The 26,831-nt window shown below is 64.6% G+C and carries 19 protein-coding genes; 6 read left to right on the top strand and 13 right to left on the bottom strand.

Translation table 11 applies throughout. The features are described 5' to 3' along the window. Positions 1-2 precede the first annotated feature (2 nt). From GDR53_RS02215 to pepN, 3 genes are all read right to left on the bottom strand, one after another. Positions 3-179: a hypothetical protein gene (locus tag GDR53_RS02215; protein WP_232846706.1), complete on the bottom strand. Its 177-nt coding sequence runs from the start codon at positions 177-179 to the stop codon at positions 3-5. Further along, on the bottom strand, positions 179-1,831 hold the full coding sequence (locus GDR53_RS02210; RefSeq protein ID WP_193336487.1) for a sensor histidine kinase: 1,653 nt from the start codon (positions 1,829-1,831) through the stop codon (positions 179-181). The genes GDR53_RS02215 and GDR53_RS02210 overlap by 1 nt, the downstream gene beginning before the upstream one ends. A 180-nt stretch (positions 1,832-2,011) precedes the next feature. Next, positions 2,012-4,654: an aminopeptidase N gene (gene pepN, locus GDR53_RS02205; protein ID WP_193336486.1), complete on the bottom strand. Its 2,643-nt coding sequence runs from the start codon at positions 4,652-4,654 to the stop codon at positions 2,012-2,014. A gap of 320 nt (positions 4,655-4,974) precedes the next feature. On the opposite strand from pepN, the gene GDR53_RS02200 reads away from it, so the two are divergent. Further along, positions 4,975-6,825 carry an ABC transporter ATP-binding protein gene (locus tag GDR53_RS02200; RefSeq protein ID WP_193336485.1) on the top strand — a complete coding sequence of 617 codons (1,851 nt, stop codon included), beginning with the start codon at positions 4,975-4,977 and terminating at the stop codon, positions 6,823-6,825. A gap of 224 nt (positions 6,826-7,049) precedes the next feature. Beyond that, a complete protein-coding gene (locus GDR53_RS02195) occupies positions 7,050-8,903 on the top strand; it encodes an ABC transporter ATP-binding protein (protein ID WP_193336484.1) in 1,854 nt (617 codons plus the stop codon). An 18-nt stretch (positions 8,904-8,921) separates the two neighbouring features. On the opposite strand, the gene GDR53_RS02190 is transcribed toward GDR53_RS02195, so the two are convergent. Beyond that, complete coding sequence (locus GDR53_RS02190) at positions 8,922-10,901, bottom strand: putative bifunctional diguanylate cyclase/phosphodiesterase (RefSeq protein ID WP_193336483.1); 1,980 nt, start codon at positions 10,899-10,901, stop codon at positions 8,922-8,924. Between the two features lie 264 nt (positions 10,902-11,165). Here GDR53_RS02190 and GDR53_RS02185 point away from each other — a divergent pair, with 264 nt between their 5' ends. Beyond that, positions 11,166-13,685, top strand: coding sequence for a beta-mannosidase (locus GDR53_RS02185; RefSeq protein WP_193336482.1), 2,520 nt, complete (start codon positions 11,166-11,168; stop codon positions 13,683-13,685). A gap of 48 nt (positions 13,686-13,733) precedes the next feature. Here the strand turns inward: GDR53_RS02185 and GDR53_RS02180 are convergent, their stop codons facing one another. Continuing rightward, positions 13,734-14,675, bottom strand: a complete 942-nt coding sequence (locus GDR53_RS02180) for an IS110 family RNA-guided transposase (RefSeq protein ID WP_193336481.1) — start codon at positions 14,673-14,675, stop codon at positions 13,734-13,736. Between the two features lie 407 nt (positions 14,676-15,082). Between GDR53_RS02180 and GDR53_RS02175 the strand changes: the two genes are divergently transcribed. Beyond that, entirely contained in the window at positions 15,083-15,997 is a 915-nt protein-coding gene (locus tag GDR53_RS02175) for a DMT family transporter (protein ID WP_193336480.1), read from the top strand. Then, positions 15,997-16,914 (top strand): DMT family transporter, encoded by a 918-nt coding sequence (locus tag GDR53_RS02170; protein ID WP_193336479.1) that lies wholly within the window; start codon positions 15,997-15,999, stop codon positions 16,912-16,914. Before GDR53_RS02175 ends, GDR53_RS02170 begins: the two co-directional genes overlap by 1 nt. Here GDR53_RS02170 and GDR53_RS02165 read toward each other — a convergent pair. Then, on the bottom strand, positions 16,911-18,203 hold the full coding sequence (locus GDR53_RS02165; protein WP_193336478.1) for an NAD(P)/FAD-dependent oxidoreductase: 1,293 nt from the start codon (positions 18,201-18,203) through the stop codon (positions 16,911-16,913). The two genes, GDR53_RS02170 and GDR53_RS02165, sit on opposite strands and share 4 nt — an antisense overlap. A 77-nt stretch (positions 18,204-18,280) precedes the next feature. Beyond that, positions 18,281-19,642 carry an FGGY-family carbohydrate kinase gene (locus GDR53_RS02160; protein ID WP_232846705.1) on the bottom strand — a complete coding sequence of 454 codons (1,362 nt, stop codon included), beginning with the start codon at positions 19,640-19,642 and terminating at the stop codon, positions 18,281-18,283. Between the two features lie 203 nt (positions 19,643-19,845). Between GDR53_RS02160 and GDR53_RS02155 the strand changes: the two genes are divergently transcribed. Further along, complete coding sequence (locus GDR53_RS02155; RefSeq protein WP_193336477.1) at positions 19,846-20,304, top strand: PTS sugar transporter subunit IIA; 459 nt, start codon at positions 19,846-19,848, stop codon at positions 20,302-20,304. Between the two features lies 1 nt (position 20,305). Here the strand turns inward: GDR53_RS02155 and mnhG are convergent, their stop codons facing one another. Genes mnhG through GDR53_RS02125 form a run of 6 tightly spaced genes read right to left on the bottom strand, consistent with a single transcriptional unit; the run spans position 20,306 to position 26,329 of the window. Further along, positions 20,306-20,665: a monovalent cation/H(+) antiporter subunit G gene (gene mnhG / locus GDR53_RS02150; protein ID WP_193336476.1), complete on the bottom strand. Its 360-nt coding sequence runs from the start codon at positions 20,663-20,665 to the stop codon at positions 20,306-20,308. Further along, a complete protein-coding gene (locus GDR53_RS02145; RefSeq protein WP_193336475.1) occupies positions 20,662-20,943 on the bottom strand; it encodes a K+/H+ antiporter subunit F in 282 nt (93 codons plus the stop codon). The genes mnhG and GDR53_RS02145 overlap by 4 nt, the downstream gene beginning before the upstream one ends. Continuing rightward, a complete protein-coding gene (locus GDR53_RS02140; protein WP_193336474.1) occupies positions 20,940-21,428 on the bottom strand; it encodes a Na+/H+ antiporter subunit E in 489 nt (162 codons plus the stop codon). Before GDR53_RS02140 ends, GDR53_RS02145 begins: the two co-directional genes overlap by 4 nt. Next, entirely contained in the window at positions 21,425-23,053 is a 1,629-nt protein-coding gene (locus tag GDR53_RS02135; RefSeq protein ID WP_193336473.1) for a monovalent cation/H+ antiporter subunit D, read from the bottom strand. The genes GDR53_RS02140 and GDR53_RS02135 overlap by 4 nt, the downstream gene beginning before the upstream one ends. Positions 23,054-23,057: 4 nt before the next feature. After that, positions 23,058-23,390: a Na+/H+ antiporter subunit C gene (locus tag GDR53_RS02130; RefSeq protein WP_193336472.1), complete on the bottom strand. Its 333-nt coding sequence runs from the start codon at positions 23,388-23,390 to the stop codon at positions 23,058-23,060. Beyond that, positions 23,390-26,329 carry a monovalent cation/H+ antiporter subunit A gene (locus tag GDR53_RS02125; RefSeq protein WP_232846704.1) on the bottom strand — a complete coding sequence of 980 codons (2,940 nt, stop codon included), beginning with the start codon at positions 26,327-26,329 and terminating at the stop codon, positions 23,390-23,392. The genes GDR53_RS02130 and GDR53_RS02125 overlap by 1 nt, the downstream gene beginning before the upstream one ends. Between the last annotated feature and the right edge of the window lie 502 nt (positions 26,330-26,831).

The raw sequence follows: 26,831 nt of genomic DNA, 5'->3' as shown, positions 1-26,831 counted from the left end.
GCTTAGTGTGTTGGAGGCTGAGGCAGAGCCACGCCGCGTTCCGCCAGCGCCTGCTTGATGCTGTCGGGTATATCGCGGCAGTCGCAATGGGCCCGGTGGTCGAGATGCCATTCGATGCGCTGCTCCAGCGTGGGATTGTCGGGCATCTTGTGGGCTTCGTGCCATTCCAGGTTCATCATCAGGCGGCGACCGACATATCGGCCACATGCAGTGGCAGGGAAATGGCCACGGTAGTGCCCAGAGCCGGGCTGGAATCGATGGCCAGCCGCCCGCCGCTGAGTTCGGCAATGGCGCGGGCGATGGAAATGCCCAGCCCGGGGCCGATGCCCTCGCGGGTGAAGGTGGCGTCGCCCAGGGCAAAGGGCTGCGCCAGGCTGGCGAGACGCTCTTCACTCATGCCGCGCCCGGTATCGGTGATCTCGATCACCACGCCGTCGCGTGCCGCAAAGGCCGCCAGGGTTATCTGGCCGCCGGCCGGGGTGAAGCGCAGGGAATTTTCGACGATATTGGAGATCATGCGCACGAGGCCCAGCTGGTCGCCTTCTATGGTGGCATTGCAGGTCTGGCTGACGGTCAGCCGCAGCCGCGCCCGCGCCGCTGGCCCGGCAAATCGCTCCATGACGCCGTCGAGCAGCTCGTCAACCGCCACCGGATCCTGCCGCAAGGCCTTGTGACCGCTCTCGAATTCGGCGAGGTCGAGAATGGTGGCGAACGAAGTCAGCAGGTGCTCGCCCGAGCTCTTGATCGACTGCACATAATCGGCATAGCGGGCATCGCCCAGCGGGCCATAGGCCTGATGCCGCATCAGGTCGGCAAAGCCGATAATGTGGTTGAGCGGGGTGCGGATGTCGTGGCTGAGATGGGCCAGGAAATTGGTCTTGGAGCGGCTGGCCGCCTCGGCCTTGAGCTTTTCCTCATGATAGCGCCGGGCCAGCTGGCGCTGCTCCTCGCGGATCGAATGCAGCATGGTGTCGGTCTTCTTGCGCTCGGTCACGTCGCTGACCAGCGTCATGAAGCCACCATCGGCCAGGGGCCGCTCGTCGATCAGCAGGCAGGAGCCGTCCTGCCGGTGCAGCTCGAGCAGGCGGTTGTTCTCGTCCTCATTGAGCAGCTTCATATAGCCGCCCTCGATCATCCGCTTGACCGCGTCGTGATAGGTGACGCTGCGGCCGCGCAGATCGAGCCGGGCGCGATATTGCTCATTGCACACCACCAGCGCGCCATCGCGGGTCCAGCATGCCACGCCCATGGGAATGGCGGCGGCCAGCGTCTGGTAATTGCGGCGCTGCTGGCTGTCGGGCAGCTCGCGCTGCGTGCGGCGCCAGGCCAGGGCGATCAGCAGGCCGGCAAGCGCAAAGGCAATGCCGCCGCGCTGGGCAATGGTCGTCCACAGGCTATCCGGCGCCGCTTCGAGCGCCAGCGTGCCATGCACCCCGGCCGGCACGGTCTGGCTTGGCCAGGTGGGCATGTCGGGCGCGGCGGCCTGGATCAGGCTGGCGCGGGTGACGGTGTTGAAACGGGTGGGTATAGCATCGACCGCCAAGGTGACGGCTTCGGGGGCCAGTCCGGCGATATCGGCGGCAAAGGCCGTGCCGATCATCGCCAGGTCCTGCTGGGCATCGTCAAAGGTGCGGACCGTGTCATAGGCGACAAACAGGGTGGCGGCGACCAAAGCCGTCAGGGCCACGGCGGCGGTGACCGGTGCCAGAACAAGGCTGCGGTCCTGTCGTCCCGAAGCCTTGCTTCTGTCATTGGCCTGGCGTGTGTTTGTCCGTCCCGTGTCCGCGCCCGGGTGAGGGGCGCCGACGCCGGATGTCTCCGCCGACCGCATGAAATTCTCCGTTTTGCCCGGGGGGCATGCCCGATCCGATTTGCCCTTAACGAACAATGAATCAGCCGGACTCCGGTGTCCAGACCCCCGAAAAGTACGCAAGCGTACTGATCCGGCAAATTACGAGTCGGCAGAATCACTTAGCCGCCGAAGAAAAATTCTTCCAACATTCTCCGCGATTTAGCTTGCCAACATGCGCGAAAGGATATCGGCCGTATTGCGGCTGAGTGAACCGCTCGCCTCCAGCCCGGTCAGCGCGGCCTTTGCCGCATCGCGACGCCCCTGTTCGAGCATCGGCCAGATGCGGAAGCCGGTCAGCAGCCGTGCCGCCACCTGCGGATTGATCCGGTCGAGTTCGGCCACAATCCCGGTCACGAAGCGGAAACCCGCGCCATCGGCCCGCGCAAACTGCGTCGGATTGCCCATGACGAAGCTGCCCACCAGCGAGCGCAGCCGGTTCGGATTGGTCTTGGGGAAGGCCGGGTCGTCGAGCACGGCGCGGATGCGCTCGATCACCCCGTCGCGCGGCACGCTGGCTGTCACCGCCAGCCACTTGTCGAGCACCAGCGGATTGGCCGCGGCATAGTTGGCGTGGAAATCGGCCAGCATGGCCTCGGCATCGCCGGTCCAGGCCATGGCGCTGGCGCTGAGCGCCGCCAGGCGGTCGGTCATGTTGCGGGCGCCGGCATATTGCTGGGCGGCGAGCCCGGTCGCGCCGGCAGCTTCACTGCCCACCAGCAGGCCGAGCAGGCGATTGCGCAGCGCGCGGCGACCGGTGCTGGCGGCATCGGGGGCATAGGGCGCGTCGCTGGAGAGCTTGAGATAGGCATTGAGCATGGGCAGCGCCAGCGGCGCGAACACCGCCTTGAGCAGCTCGCTGCGCACGGCGTGCACGCGGTCTGGATCGATATCCTTGCCTATGGCCCGGCTGATCTGCGCTTCGGCCGGCAGGCTAAGCGCCAGCGCCTTGAACGCATCGTCGAGGCTCTCACTGGCCAGCGTCTCGCCCATGGCCTGGCTCAGCGCATTGACTGCATCATCGCTCCATGGCGTGCCAGTGATGGCGGCAACGGCCAGCGCCGTGCCCACATCCTGCAGCGCCTGCCAGCGGTTGAACGGGTCGCTGTCGTGCTGGGCCAGGAACAGCTGGTCAGCCTGGCTGAGCGTGGTGTCCATGGTGACGGGGGCCGAGAAACCGCGCAGCAGCGAGGGTACGGGCTTGCTGGGAATGCCGGTAAAGACGATCTCGGCTTGCGCGCCATCAAGCACGATCATCCCGTCGCGCACCGTGCCGCCGCTGACCCCGGTCCAAGCCATCTCGCTGCCATTGGGACCGAGCAGGCCGAACTTGATCGGCAGCACCAGCGCCGCCTTGGTCGGCTGGCCCGGCGTCGGCAGCGTCTCCTGGCGCAGCTTGAGCGTATAGGTCTGCGCTGCCGCATCATAGCTGTCGCTGACGCTCAGCCGCGGCGTGCCGGCCTGCAGATACCAGGTCTGGAACTGTTCGAGGTCCACGCCATTGGCTTCCGCGAACACGGCAAGGAAGGCTTCGATGGTCGTGGCCTCGCCGTCATGGCGCTCGAAATAGAGGTCCATGCCCTTGCGGAACCCGGCTTCGCCCAGCAGCGTCGCCAGCATGCGCACAATCTCGGCGCCCTTTTCGTAGACCGTGGGCGTATAGAAATTGTTGATCTCGCTATACTGGCTCGGCCGGGCCGGATGGGCCAGCGGACCGCCATCCTCGGGGAACTGCGCCGACCGCAGCGTCACCACGTCCGAGATGCGCTTGACCGGGCGGCTGCGCTCGTCGCTGGTGAATTCCTGGTCGCGATAGACCGTCAGCCCTTCCTTGAGGCACAGCTGGAACCAGTCGCGGCAAGTGATTCTGTTGCCAGTCCAATTGTGGAAATATTCATGCGCGATCACTCGCTCGATGCCGTCATAATCGGCATCGGTGGCGCTGTCGGGCTGGGCGAAGACCAGCTTGTCGTTGAAGATATTAAGGCCCTTGTTCTCCATCGCGCCGAAGTTGAAATCGCTGACGGCGACGATGTTGAAGATGTCGAGGTCATATTCGCGGCCGAAGCGCCGCTCGTCCCAGGCCATCGAGCGCTTGAGGCTGTCCATGGCCCAGAGGCACTGCTCTTCCTTGCCATGGCTGCAATAGATGGCGAGGTCCACCTTGCGGCCCGAAGCGGTGGTGAAGCTGTCTGTGATGGAACCCAGATCGCCGGCCACCAAAGCGAACAGGTAGCTCGGCTTGGGGAAGGGGTCCTCCCACACGGCAAAATGCAGGCCGTCGCCGGCACTGCCCTGCTCGATCAGGTTGCCGTTCGACAGCAGTACGGGCGCGACGGCCAGTGGCGCGGTGATGCGCACCTTGAACACCGCCAGGTTGTCCGGCCGGTCGAGATAATAGGTGATGCGGCGGAAGCCTTCGGCCTCGCATTGCGTGCACCAGGTGCCGCCCGAGCGATAGAGCCCCATCAGCCGCGTATTGCTCGCCGGCTGCAGGGTGACTTCAGTTTCCAGCACGAAGCGGCGCAGCGGCGGCTCGATCAGGGTGAGGCCGGTCTCGTCGGCGGCATAGGCCGACAGCACCAGTGGCGCGCCATCGATGGCGATCGAATCCAGCACCAGCCCGTCGCCGTCCAGCACCAGCGGTGTACCGGGCGCCGTATCGGCCTGCGGTTCGATCGTCAGCAGGGCACGGACCCGCGTCTCGCTTTCGCCAATCTTGAAGTCCAGATCAACCGACACGATCCGATAGGGGCTCGGCGTATAATCCTTGAGGAAGATGGTGTGCTCGGTCTCGGTGCGCATGAACGGATCCGTCTTGAGTCGGTCTGAATTTGAAGTGTGGCCGCGCCGCAACAGCAGACTCGGCACTTTCGTGTAGTCTGCCGCCGGCGGCCGATCAGGTCCACTCTTGTATGCCAATTGGGACGGCATTGGGGAGGGGGCATGGTTTGGCTTCATCACGTGGCTCCTCTGCGCCAATTGCGGGCGTATCGAGCACGATTCTGAATTTTCCGAACGGCACCGCTGCCTGGCTGTCCAATCCGCCCCTCCCGCTGCCTCGTCAGCGGTGGTCGCGCGCCCGGGCCGGCATCAGTGACCGGACCTGACAATGGTGAATGGCAATGTTGCGTTGGTTTGAACGACGTCTTGATCCCTATCCGCCCGGCGATCCGGTAGAGCCCCCCAAGGGCCTGCTCGCCTTCTGCCTGCATTACAGCGAGGGCGCCAAGAAGTGGCTGGCGCTGATGGCCTGCGCCGCTGCGGCCGTGGCCATTGGCGAAATCATCATCTTCGGCTTTATCGGCGATGTGGTGAACTGGCTGGCCGAGGCCGACCGCGAAACCTTCATCCAGACCGATGGCTGGAAGCTGGCCCTGATGGGCGGTATGGTGGTTTTCGTGCTGCCGGCCTTCGCGCTGATCTCGACGCTGACCATGCACCAGACGCTGCTGGGCAATTTCCCCCAGCGTATCCGCTGGATGAGCCATCGCTACCTCATCCGTCAGTCGATGAGCTATTTCCAGGACGAGTTTGCCGGCCGCATCGGCGCCAAGCTGATGCAGACCTCGCTGGCCGTGCGCGAAGTGGTGATGAAGCTGCTCGACATGCTGGTCTATGTCGTCGTCTACTTCACCGGCGCCGTGATCCTGGCCGCTGCCGCTGACTGGCGCCTGGCCGTGCCTTTCCTGGTCTGGCTGGCTGCCTATGTCTCGATGATGGTCTATTTCATCCCGCGCATGGGCAAGATCTCCCAGGAGCAGGCTGATGCCCGCTCGCTGATGACCGGCCGCATCGTCGACAGCTACACCAATATCGCCACGGTCAAGCTGTTCAGCCATTCCAACCGCGAAGAGACCTATGCCAAGGAGGCGATGGACCAGTTCCTCGACACCGCCTATCGGCAGATGCGCCTCTTTACCGTGCTCAACCTGGCGGTGCTGTGGTCCAATTCGCTGCTGCTCTTTGCCGTAGCCGCCACCGGCGTCTGGCTCTGGCTCAACGGGCTGATGTCCCCCGGGGCTCTGGCCGTGTCGCTCGGCCTCGTCATGCGCTTTCAGGGCATGAGCCAGTGGGTGATGTGGGAAATGTCCTCGCTGTTCGAGAATATCGGCACGGTGCGCGACGGCATTTCTTCGCTCTCGGTGTCGCGCATCGTTTCCGACGAGCCCGACGCCAAGCCGCTGCCGCCGGTCAAGGGTGACATCAAGTTCGACAATGTGTCGTTCCACTATGGCAAGACCGGTGGGGTGATCGAGGATCTCGACCTGCACATCGCTGCCGGCGAGAAGATCGGCCTGGTTGGCCGTTCGGGTGCCGGCAAGTCCACCATCGTCAACCTGCTGCTGCGCTTCTACGACCGCGCCGACGGCCATATCCTGATCGACGGGCACGACATCGCCAAGGTGACCCAGGATAGCCTGCGCGCCAATATCGGCGTGGTCACCCAGGATACCTCGCTGCTGCACCGTTCGGTGCGCGACAACATCCTTTATGGCCGCCCCGACGCGACCGAGACAATGATGCGCGAGGCGGCCGACCTGGCCGAGGCGTCCGACTTCATCGTCGGGCTCAGCGATGCCAAGGGCCGCAAGGGTTTTGACGCCCATGTCGGCGAACGCGGCGTCAAGCTTTCGGGCGGCCAGCGCCAGCGCATCGCCATTGCCAGGGTGCTGCTCAAGAACGCGCCCATCCTGGTGCTGGACGAAGCCACCTCGGCGCTCGATTCCGAGGTCGAGGCCGCCATCCAGGGCCAGCTGCAGCTGCTGATGAAGGGCAAGACGGTGATCGCCATCGCCCATCGCCTCTCGACCATCGCCATGATGGATCGCCTTGTGGTGCTCGACAAGGGCCGCGTCGTCGAGACCGGCACCCATGCGGAGCTGCTGCAGACCGGCGGCATCTATGCCAGCCTGTGGAACCGCCAGTCCGGTGGTTTCCTCGATCTCGACGCGCCCGAAGAAGCGGCGCAGTAATAGGGCGCCAACTGATTTCCCCCTTTCCCACCGGGAGAGGGGGAGAGTCGCAAACCTGACCAACCAAGGAGAACCCAGATGGGTGACAATATCGAAACGGCCAATCCCGCGCGCAACCCCAGCCATAGCGCGCCCCGCTTTGCCCTCCGCAAACCCTTGGACCGTCACCGAACCTGACCTGAGCAAGAACCTCCGTCAGGCGCGGCTCACCAAATGAGCTCACAATGTTCAACCGCGTCATCAGCTATTTCGACCACCTCTATGCCCCCACCGCGCTCGCCGAAAACCGGCAGCCGCCCATGGGCCTCACGCCTTTCGTCAGCTATTTCATCGGCCAGTTCCGCGCTGCCTTCGTCATCCGCATCGTGCTGGTGGCCATCGGGTCGGTCGCCGATGCCCTGATGCCCGTCTTTGTCGGCCTCGTGGTCGGCATGCTGGCCACCACCAATCCCGGCGACATCTTCACCAGTCACGGCCAGACCTTCCTCTGGATGATCGTCGTCGTCGTGCTGGTGCGGCCGCTGACCTTCCTGCTCGATACATTGATCCGCAACCACGGCATCGTCCCCAACCTGGTCGATCTGGTGCGCTGGCAAAGCCACTGGCACGTCATCCGGCAAAGCTGGACCTTCTTCCAGAACGACTTTGCCGGCCGCATCGCCAACAAGATCATCCAGGCCGGCGAGGCCATCGAGATCGGCGTCAACCTGACCATCGACGCCGCCTGGTATGCCCTGGTCTTCGTGATCGTGGCCATTGTCGTGCTGGCCCAGCTCGATCCGGTCCTGCTGGTGCCCATCGGGGTCTGGCTGCTGCTCTATGCCGTGCTCTTCACCATCACCATGCCGCTGATCGCCCGCTATTCCGAGGAACTCTCGGAGAGCAAATCGGTGATGACCGGCCGGATCGTCGACAGCTATACCAATATCCAGACGCTCAAGACCTTCTCGACAGGCGAGCACGAAGACCGCTACGTCGCTGACTCCATTGATGAACACGCCGTCAGCTTCCGCAAGCTGATGCGGGTCTTCACCTATATGTGGTCCACCCTGTTCCTGCTCAATGCGGGCCTCGTGGTCTCGGTGACCTGGCTGGCTCTGATCGGCTGGAACGAGGGGAGCCTGTCGGCGGCCGCCGTGGCCACCGCCATCCCCTTCGCCCTGCAGATCATGAACATGAGCGGCTGGATCCTTGAAATCGGCTCCAACATCTTCCGCCAGATCGGCAATATCCGCGACTCCATGATCACCATCGCCCAGCCGCTGACCATGCTGGATGCGCCGCAGGCCAGGCCCTTGGTCGTCACCAAGGGCGAGCTGGTCTATGACAATGTCAGCTTCAACTACTGGCGCGGCCAGCAGGGCAGCGTCATCGACGCCTTCCACCTGACGGTGGCGCCGGGCGAAAAGATCGGCCTGGTCGGACGTTCCGGCTCGGGCAAGTCGACGCTGGTCAACCTGGCGCTGCGCATGTTCGACGTGCAGGACGGGGCGATCCGCATCGATGGCCAGGACGTGCGGGCGGTCACCCAGGAAAGCGTCCGGGCCGCCATTGGCCTGGTCAGCCAGGACACTTCGCTGCTGCACCGCTCGATCCGCGAAAACCTCAAATATGGCCGCCAGTCGGCGACCGACGAGGAGATGATGCGGGCAGCCGAGCAGGCCCGGATCCACGATGTCATCATGGACCTGGTCGATCCCAAGGGCTTCACCGGCTACGATGCCCATGTCGGCGAGCGCGGCGTCAAGCTCTCGGGTGGCCAGCGCCAGCGTGTTGCCATTGCCCGGGTGCTGCTCAAGAACGCCCCGATCCTGGTGCTCGACGAGGCGACCTCGGCGCTCGATTCCGAGGTCGAGGCCGCCATCCAGGAGCAGCTGACCACGCTGATGCAGGGCAAGACGGTAATCGCCATTGCCCATCGCCTCTCCACCATCGCCGCCATGGATCGCCTGGTGGTGCTGGAGCAGGGCAGGATCGTCGAGCAGGGCACCCATGCCCAGCTGCTCTCGAGCGGCGGACACTATGCCCAGCTCTGGCAACGCCAGTCCGGTGGTTTTCTCGATCTTGACGCCAAATAGCCAAGCGGCGTCGCGCGCTCAGCGCGCGGCGCCATAGGCCGGATGGGGCTGGGCGTGCCAGTGCGCCTGCTCCAGGGCCAGCTGCGCCTGCATGCTGGCCTCGTCTATCGGCCGGCCGAACAGGTAGCCCTGCATCACCGTACCGCCCAGCGCTGCCAGCGCGTCGAGCTGCGCGCGGGTTTCCACCCCTTCAAACACGCAGGAAATCCCCAGATTCCGGCACAGGTCCGCCGTGGTCTTGATGATCGCCTGGCTGGTCGTGTCATTGCAGATTTCGGCGACAAAGCTGCGGTCGACCTTGATCCGGTCGAGCGGCAGCTGCTGCACGTGGGTCAGGCTCGAATGCCCGGTGCCGAAATCGTCGAGCGCAATGCGCGAGCCCAAAGCCAGCAGCGCCAGCAGCGAGGCATTGGCCTGGCCCATGTCGCGCATGACTGCGGTTTCGGTGATTTCGAAATCGATGCGGCAGGGCGTGCCGGCCGCCTCCACCATGGCGACGATGGCCTGGATCGCGGCAGTGGAGCCGATATCGTGGGCAGACAGGTTCACCGACAGGCGCATATGACGCGGCAGCCGGGCGGACGCCGCCAGCGCCTGGCGCAGCACGGTCTGCGTCACCTTGCAGATCAGGCCCGTGCGTTCCGCCAGCGGAATGAATTCGACCGGCGACACGTCGCCCAGCACCGGGCTGCGCCAGCGCGCCAGCACCTCAAAACCGGTGGTGCAGCCCAGGGCAATGTCGAACTGCGGCTGGAACAGGATGGCAATCTCGCTGTCGAGATCGGCCGTGCGCAATTCGTGCTCGATGCGGCGCACCTGGCTGATCTCGCGTTCATGCCGCTCGGCAAACACCACGGCGCTGCCGCGGTGCTCCCGCTTGGCGACCGAGGTGGCATAGTCGGCGCGGTCATAGGCGGTCTCGGCCGTATCGCCGGGTCGCGCCGCCGCCAGACCCATCGAGGCCGACAGATGGATGGTGGCGCCGGGCAGCTCGAATGACTGGCTGAGGGCGTGGCACATCACCCTGCCCAGGCTCTCCAGCGCCTCCGTGGGGAGGGGGCCGCTCAGGATCAGGGCAAAATTGTCCGCCTCCAGCCGGGCCACCAGGGCGCCTGGGGGGCACAGCGTCACGATCCGGCGCCCGACCTCGGCCAGCACGTGGTCGCCGGTGATCTGCCCGAAGATCTCGTTGATCGACTTGAAACCGTCGAGGTCGACGCGCGCCACGGCAAGCCGGACGTCGTTGCGGCTGGCCTCGTCGAGCATGGCGTTCAGCCGCCGGTAGAACCAGCGCCGGTTGGGCAGCCCGGTCAGCGGATCGACATTGGCCAGCCGGTCGTTCTCGTCCGACAGGCGCTGCGTCTCGGCCTGCTTGTGCGCCATGGCCGAGCGCGACGAGACCAGGGCGGAAAAGTCCCGGTAATTGCCCAGCAGGATGATCAGCATGGCCGCCACCACGGCCACCAGGTTGAGGGCAATGGCGGTCAGCACCACATTGCCCATGGTCAGCATGACGATGATGAAGGGAAACAGGGTGAGGCCACCCATGGTCAGCGCGGCGGCCCGCACATGCATCAGGCAGAACATGCAGGCGATCGTGGTGATGCCGCAAAAGAACACCACCTGGGACTGCTGGTAGGGGTCGCCATAGGGCAGCAGGCCGATCGTCCAGAGCGTGAAACCTAGCGATAGCACGGGCATGACCCGCATCATCTGCCGCAGGCTTTGGCGCGCCCGAGCCAGATCCTGCAGTGCGCCCCGCGCCTGCCACCAGTGCAGGATGCGCAGCACGCTCGATACCGTCAGGATTGCCGGCACGTAGAGGGTGAGCGCATCCGGCGCCGTGCCGATATGGGTAGCGCCCAGGATAAGCGTATTCACCACCACCGTGACATACATCAGCGGCACCTGGCGCGACAGCGCCCGGGCCTGCGCCAGCACGAGGTCCGGATCGTCCGGAACGGCAAATAACCGCCTGATTGACTCGAGTGCCGACATGTTCTGCGCCCCCAGAATACGCCAAACTATCCGGGCAAAAGCTAATAGAAGTGTAAGCGGATCGACCAAAGTGCCGGCTTTGCGGGGTTTTGGTACCATTTAGGACGTTGCAATGGCCAAAATTTCGTCGTTCGAGGCCATTGGAAGCCGCCGCAAGACGGGATAGAACCGCGTGCAATCGATTGCACGGGCCTATCTTGCCGCCCGCCGCTAGCGTCCAAACAGCTCGGCAGCCAGAAAGCGCTGCCTTCGGAGGAGTCGTTCATGCCTGTTCCCGCCACCTTTTCGGCCATCGACCTGGCCGGTCGCTTTGCCCTGACCTCGCCCAGCAGCGACATTGCAGTGCCGCTGGACCTGCCGGGCGACGTGCATGGCGCGCTGCTGGCGGCCGACAAGATTCCCGACCCCTATTATGGCGAAAACGAAAAGCAGGTGCTCTGGGTCAATGAGACCGCCTGGTCGGTCGAGCGCAGCTTTACCGCCAGCGCCGCCGACCTTGACGGCTATCTGACGCTGACCCTGGCTGAGGTCGACTGCATCGCCACCATTTCCCTCAATGGCGCGGTGATTGCCCAGACCGATAACAGCTTCGTCCGCCACGACATCGACGTCACCGGCAAGGTGCGGGCAGGGGACAATACCCTGCGCATCGATTTCGCCATTGCCCTTGACGTCGCCCGCGCCCGCTCGGACGCCCACCCGTTCCCCATTCCCTTCACCAAGAACTACCAGACCAATGGCCTGGCCGGCATTCCGATGAACTTCATCCGCAAGGCGGCGTGCCACGCCGGCTGGGACTGGGGCATCTGCATCATGCCCATCGGCGTCTATGGCACCATGACGCTGCGCAAGGCGCGCCTCGCCCGCCAGGACAGCGTCCAGGTCGACCAGGTCCATTGCAGCCATTCGGTCGAATTGACTCTGAAGACTCGGCTTTTTGCCTTTGCTCATGGTGAGGTGGAACTTGAACACACCATTGCCGGCCAGACGATCACCGACAAGCTGGTGGTCAATCCCGGCGAGAACATCTTCACCCATAACGTCACTATCCAGAACCCAAAACTGTGGTGGCCGGCCGGGCAGGGCGAACAGCCGCTCTACGAACTGGTGACCAATCTGGAAGGGGAAAAGACCACCCGCCAGATCGGCTTGCGCAAGCTCGAATGGATCGTCGAAAAGGACGAGATCGACCACTCCTTCAAGTGCCGCATCAATGGCCGCGACATTTCCATGCTCGGCGCCAACTGGATTCCGGCCGACGCCATCCCGTCGCGCATTACGCCAGCCGTCATCCGCGACCTGCTGGAAAGCGCCAAGGCCGCCAATATGAACATGCTGCGCATCTGGGGCGGCGGCCAGTACGAGCCTGACTACTTCTACGAAATGTGCGACGAACTGGGCATCCTGATCTGGCACGATTTCATGTTTGCCTGCATGAGCTATCCGTCCGACCGCCCCTTCCTCGACAATGTCCGCAACGAAATCACCCAGCAGGTGCGCCGGCTCAGCCACCATGCCTGCATTGCCTTGTGGTGCGGCGACAACGAGGTCATCGGCTCGCTCGGCTGGTATCCCGAGACCAAGGCGGCCCCCGAGCGCTATGTCGCCAATTACGACCGGCTCAACTCCATGCTCGGCAATATCGTCGAGGACGAGGATCCGGCCCGCCGCTTCTGGCCGTCCTCGCCCTCCATGGGCTATCTCGACTTTTCCGATGGCTGGCACGCTGATACCCGCGGCGACACCCATTATTGGGACGTCTGGCACTCGGCCAAGAGCTTTGAGGCCTATCGCACCGTCAACCCGCGCTTTGCCTCGGAGTTCGGTTTTCAGTCCTTCACCTCGATGAATGTCATCGAGACCTTCTCGGCGCCTGGGGACCGCAACCCGTCTTCTCCGGTGATGGAAAACCACCAGCGCAATGACGGCGGCAATGCGCGCATCCTTGAAACCATGACGCGCTATTTCCGCTTCCCGCGCGATTTCGACCAGATGGTGTTCCTCAGCCAGATTCAGCAGGGCCTCGCCATCAAGACCGCCATCGAATACTGGCGCTCCACCAAGCCGCGCTGCATGGGCACCCTGTTCTGGCAGATCAATGACATCTGGCCGGTCGCCAGCTGGTCAAGCCTGGATTACGGCGGGCAGTGGAAGCTGCTGCAATATATGGCCAAGCGCTTCTTCCTGCCCGTCAATGTCGTGGCCGTGCCGGTGCATGACGCCGTGCCGACCAATTCGCGTGGCAAGCCGGTCGAGAACGCGCCGCCCAGCCGTATTGTGCTCAAGGGTATCAACGATACCGGCGCGCCACTCGCCATCAGCCTCGAAGTCCGGGCCGTCAAGGTGTCCGGCGGCGAGCGTCAGCTGTTCTCGGGCAATTGCGCCATCTCGGCCGATGCGGCCATAGAGGTCACGGCCATTGCCGCCGCTGATCTGGCCGCTGACGAGTTCCTGTTCTTCTCCTGGAAGGACGCGAACGGCACGCTGCTGGGCGAAAACGACTATTTTCCCAAGCCCTATAAGACCTATGAACTGGTCCAGCCCAAGATCCGCGCCGGCTGGTCAGAGCTCGACGGCCAGCTGGTGCTCAGCCTCACCAGCGACCAGCCCGCGCTCTTCGTCACCGCCAGTGTCGACGCGCCCGGCTATTTCTCCGACAATGCCGTCACGCTCCTGCCGGGCCGCACCACCGACCTCACCTTCACCCCCCGCCACGGCGCCACGCCCACGGCCTCCGAACTGGTGCAGTCGCTCAAGGTGCGCAACCTCAGCGAGACGTTCTGACGAAGTCTAACCCCCACCTGACCTCCCCCTGAGCAACCGTGTTTGCGGTCAAGCTGTGTTGGTGTGCCAGGGGGTGTTGTTGGCAAGGACGGCATTGGCTGTCGTGATGAGTTTGCGCATGGCGGCGACGATGGCGAGCTTTCCCGGTTTGCCCTGGGCGCGCAGCCTTTTGTAGAAGTCGCGGATGGGCGGGTTAGCACGGATGGCCGACAGGGTGGCCATATAGAGAGCGCAGCGCACCGAGAGGCGTCCGCCGGCGATATGGGCCTGGCCGCGCATCTCACCACTATCGCGGTTGAAGGGGGCGACTCCGGCCAAGGCGGCCGCCTGCTTGTTGCCGATGCCGCCCAGCTCGGGCATTTCGGCCAGCAGCACGGCGGCCGTAGTCTGGCCGATGCCGGGGATGGTGGTGAGTAGTTCGGCCCGGCGCCGTAGCGTCGCATCGCTATCGATCTGGCGGGTAATGGCCCGATCCATCTCGCCGATCTGGCTGCTCAAGAAGCCTATATGAGCATCGATGCTGGCTTGCGCCAGCGCAGCTTCAGGGTGCTCGCGACGCTGCTTTTCCATGGCCAGCATATCCACCATCTGGCGGCGCCGGCGCACCAGATCGGCCATTTCCACGGCATTTGGATCGTAGAGGGGGTCGGGATCTGGGTGCATCAGGTGAGCGAAGCGCAGGATCGCCGCGGCGTCAATCGCATCGGTCTTGGCCAGCAGCCCGTCGGCCCGAGCCAGATCGCGCACCCGGCGCGGGTTAATCGTGCTCAGCGCGATGCCATGCTGGCTGAGCGAGCGGGCCATCAGCCGCGTATAGCTGCCGGTGGCCTCACAGACCAGATGGGGCCGGGTCAGGCTGGAGATCTTTTGCACCAACCGAGCCATGCCAGCCGGATTATTGGACACGCGCAACCTGCTCGAGCCGGTGATGGCCAGATCCAGGTGCTTCTTGGAGACGTCGACACCAACATAGTCTGGGGAAAAAATCATGATCGCTCTGCCTTGTATGCGGGCATGTCGCCCAACCAACCGTTCGAGACAGTCAAGATGGGCCGGACGCGTCTGCTCAGGGGCGAGCTTGCTGGCTCTTGGGGGACACACGCTATCCAGCCCGGGAGCCCGGTAAACCCAAAGCTCCCAGGCCGATCATCGCCAATCACGGCCTCCAAGCAAACATACAAGGGGGAGGGACTGCCCGGTGGTTTGCTGAAATCGTGCCCCAACCCCGATCGTACTCCTCCCCCTTCAGGGGGAGGAAGGGGGGGGGTGCCGGGGCCCGATCAAAGCGGCTTTGGTAGCTTCCATACAAGATTGTGCCGCCCTGTCATTGACATGGGTGGCACGATCCTTAAGCCTAGCACCCAGCGCTGCGCCTCCCCGCGGCCGTCGGAACGCTCATGTCTACTGCTTTTGCTCCGCCCCCCGAACGCCGTCTGATGGGCATCGGTCTGGCGCTGGTCGCCTATTTCATGTTCACCGGCATCGACAGCTCCGCCAAATGGCTGGGCCTGGTCGGCATTCCCTTCATGCAGATCGTCTTCCTGCGCTATGTCGTCCATCTCGGCCTGGTCAGCGTCATCAACCTGCCGCAGCAGGGCCTGGGCCTGTTGCGCACCGGCAATATGCGGCTGCAGATCCTGCGCTCGATTACCCTCTTGGGCGCCTCGATCGGCAATTTCATCGCCGTGCAATATCTGCCGCTGACCGTGACCGGCGCCATTGCCTTCACCATGCCGCTGATCCTCTGCGCTCTCTCGGTGCCGCTGCTGGGCGAAAAGGTGGGCTGGCGCCGCTGGACGGCGATTGGTGTGGGCTTTGTCGGCGTGCTGATCATCGTGCGGCCGGGCAGTGACGCCTTCCATCCGGCCTCGCTGCTCTGCCTCTTCGCCGCCTTCAGCTCGGCCTTCTATTTCATCTTCACCCGCAAGGCCTCGGGCGTCGACAGCCCGGCCACCAGCCAGTTCTATCTGGGCATCTTCGCCACCGTGGCTTTGCTGCCCTTTGCGCTGGCCAACTGGGTGTGGCCATCATCGATCGATGGCTGGGTCGCCTTTTTCGCCATCGGCGTCTTCGGCTTTGTCGGCCACCAGCTGATCACCGTGGCCTATGGCTTTGCCCCGGCCGCGGTGATCGCGCCCTTTTCCTACCTGCAGATCATCTTCATGGCTTTGGCGGGCTGGCTGATCTTTGCCCAGTTCCCCGATACATCGCTCTATCTGGGCGCGCCCATCGTCATCGGCAGCGGGCTCTATATCTGGCTGCGTGAGCGCAAGCTCGCCCGGCCCGTCTCGCTCGTTGCCGAGCAACGCTGATGGCGCGCCACGTTGCCGCCATCGAGGAAAACCCCAACCGGGCCATCCTCATTCTGCTGCTGGCCCAGAGCGTCCTGATCTTCCTCGACGTTTCCGCCAAATGGCTTTCCGTCGCGGGCCTGCCCACCGGTGAGATCATGTTCGCGCGCTATGGCATGCATGTCGCCCTGCTGCTGCTCTTCGTGCTGCCCCTGCGCGGCTGGAATCTCTTTGCCACGGGCAACTGGCGGCTCGAAGTCGCGCGTGGCCTCTGCCTGCTCGGTTCCACCGCGGGCAATTTCCTCTCCATGCGCTACCTGCCGCTGACCGTCACCGGCGCGTTACTTTTCACCTCGCCGCTGATGGTCTGCGCCCTGTCGGGGCCGCTGCTGGGCGAGCATGTGGGCTGGCGCCGCTGGCTGGCGATCGGCGCCGGCTTTATCGGTATCCTGGTCATCATCCGCCCCGGCACCGAGGCCTTCCATCCCGCGGCGCTGCTCAGCCTCATGGCCGCTTTCTTTGCCGCTTTGTTCTCGATCGTCACCCGCAAGCTGGCCGGGGTCGACGGCGCCATGACCCAGCAGATCTATGCCGGCGGCATCGCCCTGCTCGTTGTGACACCCTTCGCCTTTACCGACTGGACCTGGCCCAGCCAGCCCATTTCCTGGGTCGCCTTTTTCACCCTGGGCACGGCAGGCGTGCTCGGCCACATGCTGATCTCGGTCGCGCATCGCTTTGCCACGCCGGCAACGCTGGCCCCGTTCAACTATCTGCAGCTGATCTACCTCGCCTTGGCCAGCTGGGTGGTGTTCAGCCAGCCACCCGACAACTGGTTCTTCCTGGGGGCATCCATCATCATCGCCAGCGGCCTCTATATCTGGCTGCGCGAGCGCGCGCTCAACAAACGGGCTGTCTCGGTCACCACCATCGTCGATTAGCCCTCGTCGACTTCCTTGAGCGGCGCCCTTTCGTCGGCATGGCCATGGGTGATCAGCCGGGCGCTGCGATGCCCGCTGAGATAGATCCACAGCCAGCTCATGGTGATGATGATGCGCGTGCGGGTCTCGACCAGAAAATAGATATGGGCAAAGCCCCAGACCCACCAGGCCAGCCAGCCCTTGAGCTTGATCCAGCCAAAGTCGATCACCGCCGAACTCTTGCCGATTGTCGCCAGATCGCCGGCATGCTTGTAGGCAAAGGGCAGGGGTGCCGTGTCGCCGCCGAGGCGCTGGCGGATGATCCGCGCCACATGCTCGCCTGCCTGCTTGGCCGCCGGCGCGATCCCGGGCACCGGCTTGCCATTGTCGCGCTTCAGGCTGGCAACGTCGCCAATCACATAGATGCCCGGCAGGCCCGGCACCGACAGGTCTGGCGCGACCTTGACCCGGCCGGCCTTGTCGCCTTCGATGCCCAGCCATTTGGCGACTGGCGAGGCGGCCACGCCGGCAGCCCAGATGATGGTCTTGGTGTCGAGCCGCTTGTCGCCATAGCTGACGCCGTCGGCATCGATGGCCGACACCATCTGGCCCAGCTCGACCTCGACGCCCATGTCGCGCAGCGCCTTGAGGGTATAGTCCGACAGCTCGGGATGGAAATTGCTCAGCACCCGGTCGATCCCCTCGATGATCACCACGCGCAGGTCGGCGGCGGTGATCGAGTTGAACTCGCCCTTGATGCTGGCGCGGCCCAGCTCGATGATCGCGCCGGCCATCTCGACCCCGGTCGGCCCGGCCCCGATAATGGCAAAGGTCAGCAGCGCCCGGCGCTTTTGCGGATCGGTTTCGCGCTCGGCGGCTTCGAGCGCCAGCAGCAGCTTGCGTCTTATGGCGGTGGCGTCTTCCACGGTCTTGAGCCCGGGCGCGAACGCCTCCCACTGATCATTGCCGAAATAGGCATGGTGGGCGCCGGTCGCCAGGATCAGCGTGTCAAACCGCTCGCGGCTGCCATCCTCCAGCAGCACCGCGCGCGCCTCAGTGTCCACCCCCGTTACCGTCGCCATCAGCACCCTTGCATTCTTCTGCCGGCGCAGCAGGTGGCGGATCGGCCAGGCAATTTCCGAGGGGCTCAAGGCGGCGGTGGCCACCTGATAGAGCAGAGGCTGGAACAGGTGATGATTGCGCCGGTCGATGACCACGAGCTCGACATCGGCATGGTTGAGGGCCTTGGCCGCCGCCAGCCCGCCAAAGCCGCCGCCCACGATCACCACGCGATGCTGTTGCCTGTCCATGCCATCCTCCGTCTGCGCCGCTCCGGGGTGAGCAGGCTCTGGAGGCAACGCCCCCGGGCGCCTTATGGCTCCCCCGATCAGCCCAGCCGGCTGGCCCAGCGCGCAGCATAGGCAGGCAGGCCTTTGTGGTCTAGCGGCGCTACCGGCACGCCCGAGGGTTTGCCGGCGGTGCCGCCAAACAGCATGCTGGCGCCCAGGCTGGTGCCGGTGGCATCACCCGAGGCCAGCACCGGCACGCCGGTCAGCGCGGCCAGAGTTGCCGCGAACAGGCCGTTGCGCGCCAGCGGGCCCTCAATGATGATCTGCTGGCCCAGGCCGCAGAGGCCGAGGCACGCCTGGGTGACCAGCGCCAGATAGAGTGACACGGCCGCTGTGCGCTGGCCCGGGCTGAGCGCATCGGCATCGCCGGTCCAGCAGCCGACATGGCTAGGGAAGGGGCCGACGCCCGGCATGAAGCTGGGCAAAGCCTGGATGTCGCCGGTAATCACCGCATCCACATCGGCGTCGCTCGGCGTCACGGCGCCGGGCGCCAGCATGTCGAATTCGCGCCCGCCCATGAAGCGCGCCGTCGGCACGGGCCGTCCATGCGCATCGACATTGGCGAGGCTGTCGCGCGCCGGATCGAGCTGGCTGGTGTCGCCGCCCACGGTCATGGCGATGGCCCAAGTGCCGGTGGAGAGGATGGTGAAGGGCTCGGCATGGGCGCCCAGATGGGGCAGCAGCGAGGCGTTGGAATCGTGAATGCCGCAGGTCACCGGCGTTTCGGCGCGCAAGCCGGTCGTGCTGGCAATCTCGCCCTTGATCGGGCCCAGCACCGAGGCCGCCGGCCGCACCGCCGGGAACAGCGCGCGCCAGCCCTGGCTGGTGACGAGGCTGGAGAAATCGCCCTGTTCGGGCGCCCACAGATCGCTATGGCAGCCCAGCGAGGTCACTTCGCTGGCCATCACGCCGGTCAGCCGCCAGGCCCAGTATTGTGGATAGGTCAGGATAGCGGTGACGGTGGCAAATTCTGCGGCAAAAGCCTGGCGCTGCCAGAACAGCTGCGCCCCGATATTGAGCCCATTGGGCAAAGACGGCGACAGCGTCTCGGCAAAGTCCGGCCGCACGGCGCCATATGCCGCTGCACTGGACGCTGGCCCGGCAAATTCATAGTCCAGCACGGGCAGCGCCAACTGATCGGCGGCCAGTAGCGCCGCGGTGGCGCCATGGGTGGTGATGGAAATCCCGTCCACCCCATGCTCGACCTGCAGGGCACTCAGGCTCTCGAGGATGAAGGCCCAGAGCCGCTCCACATCGGCATGCGGATAGGGCCCGTCCTGCCGGACACTATTGGGCGTGCTGCGCGCCGCCAGCTGCTGCTTGGTATGGGCATCGATCAACACCACCTTGGCATTGGTCTTGCCGATATCGATGACGGCGATGAAGCGGGGCAGGGGCATGGCGGGCACTCGGGACGCAGCTGCTGTCGCCATACGGGAATTCGCCGGTAAAGGCCATTGCTAACATGTTAGCGTCGGAGGGCGAGACAGCGCACCGGTGGGGAACCGTTTGTCACGCCCGGTTCGGCAAGCCCGGTCAATGGACTCGCGCGGCACCCTGTGGTCTACCCATGGTGACGCTGTGAACTGGACCATCATCACGCATGAAGCTAATCGACTTGTTTCCGAGTGAGCGCATCTTCGTAAACGTGGATGTTTCCAGCCGAAAAGAGCTGCTGGGCTTTCTCTCCGAGCGCGCGGCCGAACTGGGTCTGGTCAATCGGCAGCTGTGCAGCCGGGCCGTTGCCGCCCGCGAGGAACTGGGTTCGACCGGCCTGGGCAATGGCATTGCCATCCCGCATGCCCGCATCGAACACCTCGACAAGACCCTTGGCCTGCTGGCGACCTTGTCCCGGCCGATCGATTTCGAAGCCGTCGACCAGGAAAAGGTCGATATCGTGCTGATGCTGCTGATGCCCGAGCAGTCGGGTGGCGACCAGCTCAAGGTGCTCTCGGGCATTGCCAAGTTCGCCCGGCAGGACCAGGTCATGAACGCGCTGCGCCAGGCCGATTCCGCCGACGGCGTGATCGAGGTCCTGCGCCGGGTCGACGCGGACGTCTGAGCTATTGATCGACCGGCCGCACGACGACCGCCGGCACCTCTATTGATCCCTCGACGCGATCACGATGCAGCGCCGCCCGCGCCAGCAGCATCAGCGTCACCGGCGTCGTCACGCTGACAAAGATGAAGATCAGGAATTCATGCGCGATGAGCCGCTCTTCCCCGATGGTGGAAAGAATGGCCGAGGCGGCCAGCACGCCGATGGCGCCAAAGCTGGTGCCCAAAGTGGGCATGTGAATGCGCTGGTAGAAGGATGGCATGCGGGTAAGGCCGATGGCCCCGATGAGCGTCAACACGGCCCCCATCAGCACCAGGGCCGAGACCAGGATCGCCGCCCAGAGCGGCACGTCGTCAAAGCTCATTCGATCACCTCGCCGCGCATGAGGAATTTGGCGAGTGCCACCGTGCCCACAAAGCCCAAAAGACCAATCAGCAGCGCCACCTCGAAATAGATAACACTGCCCACGCGCATGCCGAAGGTGACCAGCAGCAGCATGGCGATGACATACATGGCGTCGAGGCTCAGCACGCGATCCTGCGCACGTGGGCCGATGACCAGCCGATAAAGCGTCACCACCATGGCTGCTGCCAGTAGCACCTGGGCCACGGCGATGCTCCAGAACAGGATGGTGGCGCTCATTGGAAGATCTCCAGCAGCAGGGTTTCGTAGCGGCGCTTGACCGTGTCGATCCAGGCCTGTTCGTCGATCAGGTCGAGCACGTGGATAAGCACGCTGCTGTCGACGGGATTGTATTCCAGCCAGGCGCTGCCCGGCGTGGCGGTCAGGATGCACGACAATACGGCAAGGGCCGCGGGATCCTTGAGCTCGAGCGGCATGGTGATGAACCCGGCCGTGGTCTGGCGCGTCGAACCGGCCAGAATGATGCGGCTCACCGCGATATTGGAGCGGAAGATGTCGGCGACCGCCGCGATGATGAGCCGCACCATCAGGTCGGGTCGGCGGATCCGCGGCTTGTGCGGCAGCAGGCGCGCCATGGCATGCGACGCCGCCCAGGCCACGACAAGGCCCAGCAGCACATGGCCCAGGCCAGCCGATTGCTGCAGCAGCAGCCACATCAGCGTCAGGCTGATCATCAGCAGGGGATGGGGAAATACTCTTCTCATGGAAGGGTTTCCTCGATCACGCTGGCGTCCGCCAGGGGTCGCATCACCTCGAGCACATAGAGTTCGGGCACGCTGACCAGTGCCGCCGAGCTCTCCATATAGGCCAGCACCGGCGCCGGCACGATGCTGAGTGCAATGCACAGCGTCAGCAGCACGACGATGGGCAGGATCTCGCTGATGCGCGCCTGCGCCGCGCCGGGCTCCAGCGTCGCCCAGAAGATGTTGATGCCGCTGCGCGCCATGGCGATCAGCACGGCGAGGCCCGACACGATCAGCGTCCCCATCAGCCACCACGACCGCGCCGTCGGCCCGTCAGGCCCGTCCAGCGCCGTGCTGAGCATGGCGAACTTGGCCAGGAACCCCGATAGCGGCGGCAGGCCGGCCAGCAGCAGGCAGCAGATGCCGAAGCTGATGCCCAGAAAGGCCGTGCTGGCGGGAATGATGAGACCGGGCTCCTGTGGCTCGGGCTCCGCCTCCTCTTCCCGGTCGCCGAATGCTTCCATGGTAACGGCCAGCACGTCGGCGCCGACAATGCGCGAGCGCTCGATGATTTCGATCAGCAGGAACAGCGCCCCGATCGCAAAGGTCGAGACCACCAGATAGAACAGGGCGCCGCTCATCACGGCCACGCCGCCAAAGCCGATGCCGGCCAGCAGCGTGCCCGACGAGACCAGCACCAGATAGCTGGCCAGGCGCATGCTGGTCTGGGCGGCCAGCACGCCCACGGTGCCGAAGGCCAGGGTGGCGACACCGCCGATGAACAGCACATTGTGGCTGAAGCCCAGCACGCCATCCGCCTCGGCGGCGAACAGCAGGTAGGACAGGCGCAGCAGGGCATAGACCCCCACCTTGGTCATAATGGCAAACATCGCCGCCACCGGCGCCGTCGCCACCGAATAGGCCCCCGGCAGCCAGAAGCTGATCGGCCACATGCCCGCCTTGATCAGGAAGGTCAGGCCCAACAGGCCCAGGCCCGCATCGAGCAGCGGCCGGTCGGCCGCGGCGATCTGGGGAATGCGGACGATCAGGTCGGCCATGTTGAGCGTGCCGGTAATGCCATAGATCAGCGCCGCGCTGATCAGGAACAGGAAGGAGGCGACGAGATTGACCGCGATATAGTGCAGAGCGGCCTTGACCCGGGCCGTGCCGCTGCCATGCAGCAACAGGCCATAGGAGGCGGCCAGCATCACTTCGAAAAACACGAAGAGGTTGAACAGGTCGCCGGTGAGAAAGGCGCCGTTCAGACCCATCAGCAGCAGTTGCAGGATGGCCGGGAAGTTCGCGCCGGCGCTGTACCAGCGGGCCAGCGAAAAGGTCAGCGTCGCCATGCCCAGAATGCTGGTGACCAGCACCATGAGCACCGAGAGCCTGTCGGCCACCAGCACGATGCCGAACGGCATTGGCCAGTCGCCCAGCGCATAGGTCTTGATCAGCTCGGAATCGGAGGGTCCCAGATGCACGGTGGGGATGACCAGCAGCAGCGCGCTACACACCAGCAGGGCGGTGGCGGTGAGGCTGATGACGATCTTGAGCGTGGCAAAACGCTCGTCGATCAGGGTGACGAGGATGGCGGTGGCCAGCGGCAGCAGGATAGGGAAGATGACCAGGTGGTCGAGAAAGTTCATGGCGTCATTCCCTGCCATCGACATGGTCGGTGCCGGTAAAGCCCCTCGCGGCCAGGATCACCACCAGAAACAGCGCGGTCATGGCAAAGCCGATGACGATGGCCGTCAGCACCAGCGCCTGCGGCACCGGGTCGGCATAGGCCGATATGTCCGGATTGGCCGCATCAAGCAGCGGGGCGGCGTCGATACGCAGCCGGCCCATGCTGAAGATGAACAGGTTCACCGCATAGGATATCAGCGACAGCCCGATGATCACCTGGAAGGTGCGCGGCCGCAGCACGAGGTAAACCCCCGAGGCGGTCAGCACGGCGATGGCAAGCGAGAGAACCAGTTCCATCAGCGGACCTCCTCGCTGCCTGCTTCGGCCACGGGCACGGCAGCACTGCGCCGCGCTGTCCGCGACTGGCGGGGCGAGCGAACCGATTGGTGCGCCAGCGCGATCAGGATCAGCACGGTGGAGCCGACCACCAGCAGGAAGACACCCAGATCGAACAGCAGCGCCGATGCCAGCGGCACGCGGCCGATCCAGGGGATGTCGACATACTGGAAATAGGTGGTGAGGAAGGGATAGCCGAAAATCCAGGCGCCCAGGCCCGTCAGCAGGGCGATGGCCAAGCCCGATCCGATCCAGATGACAGGCAGGATGCGCAGCCGGTCTTCGACCCAGCGCGTGCCCCCGGCCATATATTGCAGGATGAAGGCGATCGACATGGTCAGCCCGCCGACAAAGCCGCCGCCCGGCAGGTCATGGCCGCGCATGAAGAGATAGACGGCCACCACCATGATCACCGGAAACAGCCACTGCATGATCTGCGAGGGGACCAGCAGATAGGCCGCAATGGTGTCGCCCGGGCTGCGTTCCGGCCGATCCCGGTCGAAGGCATTCTGCGCCAGCTGCTGCTGCGGCTTGCCGACGCTTTCCGAGGCCGGGCGGAAACGGCGCAGCAGCGCAAACACGGTCAGCGCCACCACGCCCAGCACGGCCATTTCGCCCAGCGTGTCGAAGGCGCGGAAGTCGACCAGCATGACATTGACGACATTGGTGCCGCCACCTTCGCTATAGGCGTTTTCGAGGAAGAACGACGAAATGCCCTCGACCGCCGGGCGGGTCATGATGAGATAGGAGGCCAGGCCCAGGCCCAGCCCCGCCGCCGCGGCCACGATCATGTCCCGGTACCGCCGCATCGCGTCGCGAATGCGCGCATCCATGGAGACGGTGGGCAGCCGCTGCGGCAGCCAGCGCAGCCCGAGCAGGATCAGCACCGTCGTGGCGATTTCCACCACCAGCTGGGTCAGCGCCAGGTCGGGCGCCGAGAACCAGACAAAGGTCATGCAGGTGACAAGCCCCGCGCCTCCCAGCAGGATCATCGCGGCAAAGCGGTGAAACTTGGCCTGGTAGGCCGCCGCCAGGGCACAGGTGCCGCCGACCAGCCACATCAGCGCAAAGACCGGATCAAAGGCGGTGGTGGGCGCTACCAGCGGGCCGCCCCGGTTCCACAGGGGCAGGGCGCCCACGGCCACGGCCAGCGTCACGATGATCAGCAATTGCGGCTGCAGCCGCCGCGTGCCCGACCAGGCGCTCAGCACCCGGGCCCAGCGCCAGGTCACGGTGACCAGCACCTTCTCGAACATGCGCTGGCCGCGGAAGCGATGCAGCAGCGGCGTACCATCGCGGTCCGATACCAGATAGCGGAACAGGGCAATGTAGAGCAGCACGCCACCGATCAGCGCGATAACGCTCATCAGCAGCGGCAGATTGAAGCCATGCCAGATCGAGAGGCTATAATAGGGCGTATCCTCGCCCAGCACGGCCGTGACGGCTGCGGCCAGATAGGGTCCCACGGTAATGCCCGGGATGATGCCGACAGCCAGGCAGATCAGCACCAGAAATTCGATCGGCCGGCGCATCAGGGCAGGCGGTTCATGCGGCACGCGATCGAGCTTTTCCGGCGGCGGGCCGAAGAAGACCCCATGCACGAAGCGCAGCGAATAGGCCACGCTGAACATACCGGCAATCGTGGCGCCAATGGGCAGCGCCAGGTTGACGAACATATTGGGGTCGAATTCGGCGGTCTCGGTGAAGAACATTTCCTTGGACAGAAAGCCGTTCAGCAGCGGAACGCCGGCCATGGCGGCGCTGGCGATCATGGCCAGCGTCGCGGTGAAGGGCATGAAGTGGTAGAGCCCGCTCAGCCGCCTGATGTCGCGTGTGCCGGTCTCATGGTCGATGATGCCGGCGGCCATGAACAGCGACGCCTTGAAGGTGGCGTGATTGGCGATGTGGAAGATGGCCGCGACCAGCGCCAGCGGCGTGCTCATGCCGATCAGCGTGGTAATGAGGCCAAGATGGCTGATCGTGGAATAGGCCAGCAATCCCTTGAGGTCACGCTGGAACAGGGCGGCATAGGCGCCGATCATCAGGGTGATGAGGCCGGCAAAGGTGACGATCCAGAACCAGCCCTCGGTGCCCGACATCACCGGCCAGAAGCGCACCAGCAGGAAGACGCCAGCCTTCACCATGGTGGCCGAATGCAGATAGGCCGAGACGGGGGTAGGGGCCGCCATGGCATGGGGCAACCAGAACTGGAACGGGAACTGGGCGCTCTTGGTCATGGCGCCCAGCAGCATCAGGATCAGCGCCACATTGTAGAGGCCGTGATTGCGGATACTGTCGCCTGAGGCCAGAACCACGTCGAGATCGTAGCTGCCCACGATATGGCCGATGACCAGCAGGCCGGCAAACAGCGCCAGCCCGCCCGAGGCCGTGATGATCAGCGCCATGCGGGCGCCGTCGCGAGCGTCGCTGCGGTGGTGCCAGTAGCCGATCAGCAGGAAGGAGATGACGCTGGTCAGCTCCCAGAAGATCGCCAGCTGGATGATATTGCCGGCCGTCACCAGCCCGAGCATGGCGCCCATGAAGGCCAGCAGGAAGGCAAAAAAGCGCGGCACCGGATCCTTGGGTGACATGTAGTAGCGAGTATAGAGCACCACCAGAAAGCCGATGCCGGTGATCAGCACGCAGAACATCCAGGCAAAGCCGTCCAGGCGCAGGATCAGGTTCAGCCCCAGTGACGGCAGCCACTCGATCTCGTAGCGAACCACGCCGCCATCGGCGACATGGGGGTAAAACGACAGGGTGATGGCCAGCAGGCCCAGCGACAGAACGCCCGAAAGCCAGGCCTCGGCATTGCGGGCATTGGCCGGAAGACTTGCAGCGATAAGAGCCGTCACGAAGGGGGCAGCGACAATGGCGATGAGCAAGAGAGACAATGGCATTATCGTTTGAAAGACCCGTGGCAGAGACGTGAGCGGCGGTGGCGTTGGGTTCCCCTTGCCGGTTGACATGCGCGCTGACGCGGCAGGCGTTGAAGAGGGGCCGCATCCCGGCGATCAAAAACCTGGCCGCGGCAGGTGGGCTGCGTAGTGCCATGGCTGTCGGTCGAACAGGAGGCCAGGGCAATGATGCCAGTCAAAACGCGTGCCGATCCGACGGCTGGCTTTGCGGCGTTCATTCGGCCCGATCTCCTTGTTTGGCAAAGCGGTTGTCGCGGGATGCCCTGATCATGTGCATGGTGCAGGCCCAAGCCATACGCGACCGAGCCGCCAAGGCCAAACCTAAACCGCCCCGTTCGGGCATCTTGTTGCGTTCAAATCTCTGACAGAGCGCCAGGAACGACCATCGGCGCGTCAACGGGGGCAAACTGGCGCCTGTGCCGGTTTTTTCCGGCCCCGGCACATGCAAATTTGCGCCAGTCGGGCCATGCAGCCATACGCCCGC

Source organism: Devosia beringensis (genome assembly GCF_014926585.1).
Lineage (GTDB): Bacteria > Pseudomonadota > Alphaproteobacteria > Rhizobiales > Devosiaceae > Devosia > Devosia beringensis.
Note: the sequence above shows the minus strand (reverse complement) of the source record. Positions and strands in the feature narration are given on the sequence as shown.

Excerpts from the sequence above, each read along its gene's own strand:
- GDR53_RS02215 (WP_232846706.1), bottom strand. The coding sequence starts at position 179 with ATGATGAACCTGGAATGGCACGAAGCCCACAAGATGCCCGACAATCCC.
- GDR53_RS02210 (WP_193336487.1), bottom strand. The coding sequence starts at position 1,831 with ATGCGGTCGGCGGAGACATCCGGCGTCGGCGCCCCTCACCCGGGCGCG.
- pepN (WP_193336486.1), bottom strand. The coding sequence starts at position 4,654 with ATGCGCACCGAGACCGAGCACACCATCTTCCTCAAGGATTATACGCCG.
- GDR53_RS02200 (WP_193336485.1), top strand. The coding sequence starts at position 4,975 with ATGTTGCGTTGGTTTGAACGACGTCTTGATCCCTATCCGCCCGGCGAT.
- GDR53_RS02195 (WP_193336484.1), top strand. The coding sequence starts at position 7,050 with ATGTTCAACCGCGTCATCAGCTATTTCGACCACCTCTATGCCCCCACC.
- GDR53_RS02190 (WP_193336483.1), bottom strand. The coding sequence starts at position 10,901 with ATGTCGGCACTCGAGTCAATCAGGCGGTTATTTGCCGTTCCGGACGAT.
- GDR53_RS02185 (WP_193336482.1), top strand. The coding sequence starts at position 11,166 with ATGCCTGTTCCCGCCACCTTTTCGGCCATCGACCTGGCCGGTCGCTTT.
- GDR53_RS02180 (WP_193336481.1), bottom strand. The coding sequence starts at position 14,675 with ATGATTTTTTCCCCAGACTATGTTGGTGTCGACGTCTCCAAGAAGCAC.
- GDR53_RS02175 (WP_193336480.1), top strand. The coding sequence starts at position 15,083 with ATGTCTACTGCTTTTGCTCCGCCCCCCGAACGCCGTCTGATGGGCATC.
- GDR53_RS02170 (WP_193336479.1), top strand. The coding sequence starts at position 15,997 with ATGGCGCGCCACGTTGCCGCCATCGAGGAAAACCCCAACCGGGCCATC.
- GDR53_RS02165 (WP_193336478.1), bottom strand. The coding sequence starts at position 18,203 with ATGGACAGGCAACAGCATCGCGTGGTGATCGTGGGCGGCGGCTTTGGC.
- GDR53_RS02160 (WP_232846705.1), bottom strand. The coding sequence starts at position 19,642 with ATGCCCCTGCCCCGCTTCATCGCCGTCATCGATATCGGCAAGACCAAT.
- GDR53_RS02155 (WP_193336477.1), top strand. The coding sequence starts at position 19,846 with ATGAAGCTAATCGACTTGTTTCCGAGTGAGCGCATCTTCGTAAACGTG.
- mnhG (WP_193336476.1), bottom strand. The coding sequence starts at position 20,665 with ATGAGCTTTGACGACGTGCCGCTCTGGGCGGCGATCCTGGTCTCGGCC.
- GDR53_RS02145 (WP_193336475.1), bottom strand. The coding sequence starts at position 20,943 with ATGAGCGCCACCATCCTGTTCTGGAGCATCGCCGTGGCCCAGGTGCTA.
- GDR53_RS02140 (WP_193336474.1), bottom strand. The coding sequence starts at position 21,428 with ATGAGAAGAGTATTTCCCCATCCCCTGCTGATGATCAGCCTGACGCTG.
- GDR53_RS02135 (WP_193336473.1), bottom strand. The coding sequence starts at position 23,053 with ATGAACTTTCTCGACCACCTGGTCATCTTCCCTATCCTGCTGCCGCTG.
- GDR53_RS02130 (WP_193336472.1), bottom strand. The coding sequence starts at position 23,390 with ATGGAACTGGTTCTCTCGCTTGCCATCGCCGTGCTGACCGCCTCGGGG.
- GDR53_RS02125 (WP_232846704.1), bottom strand. The coding sequence starts at position 26,329 with ATGCCATTGTCTCTCTTGCTCATCGCCATTGTCGCTGCCCCCTTCGTG.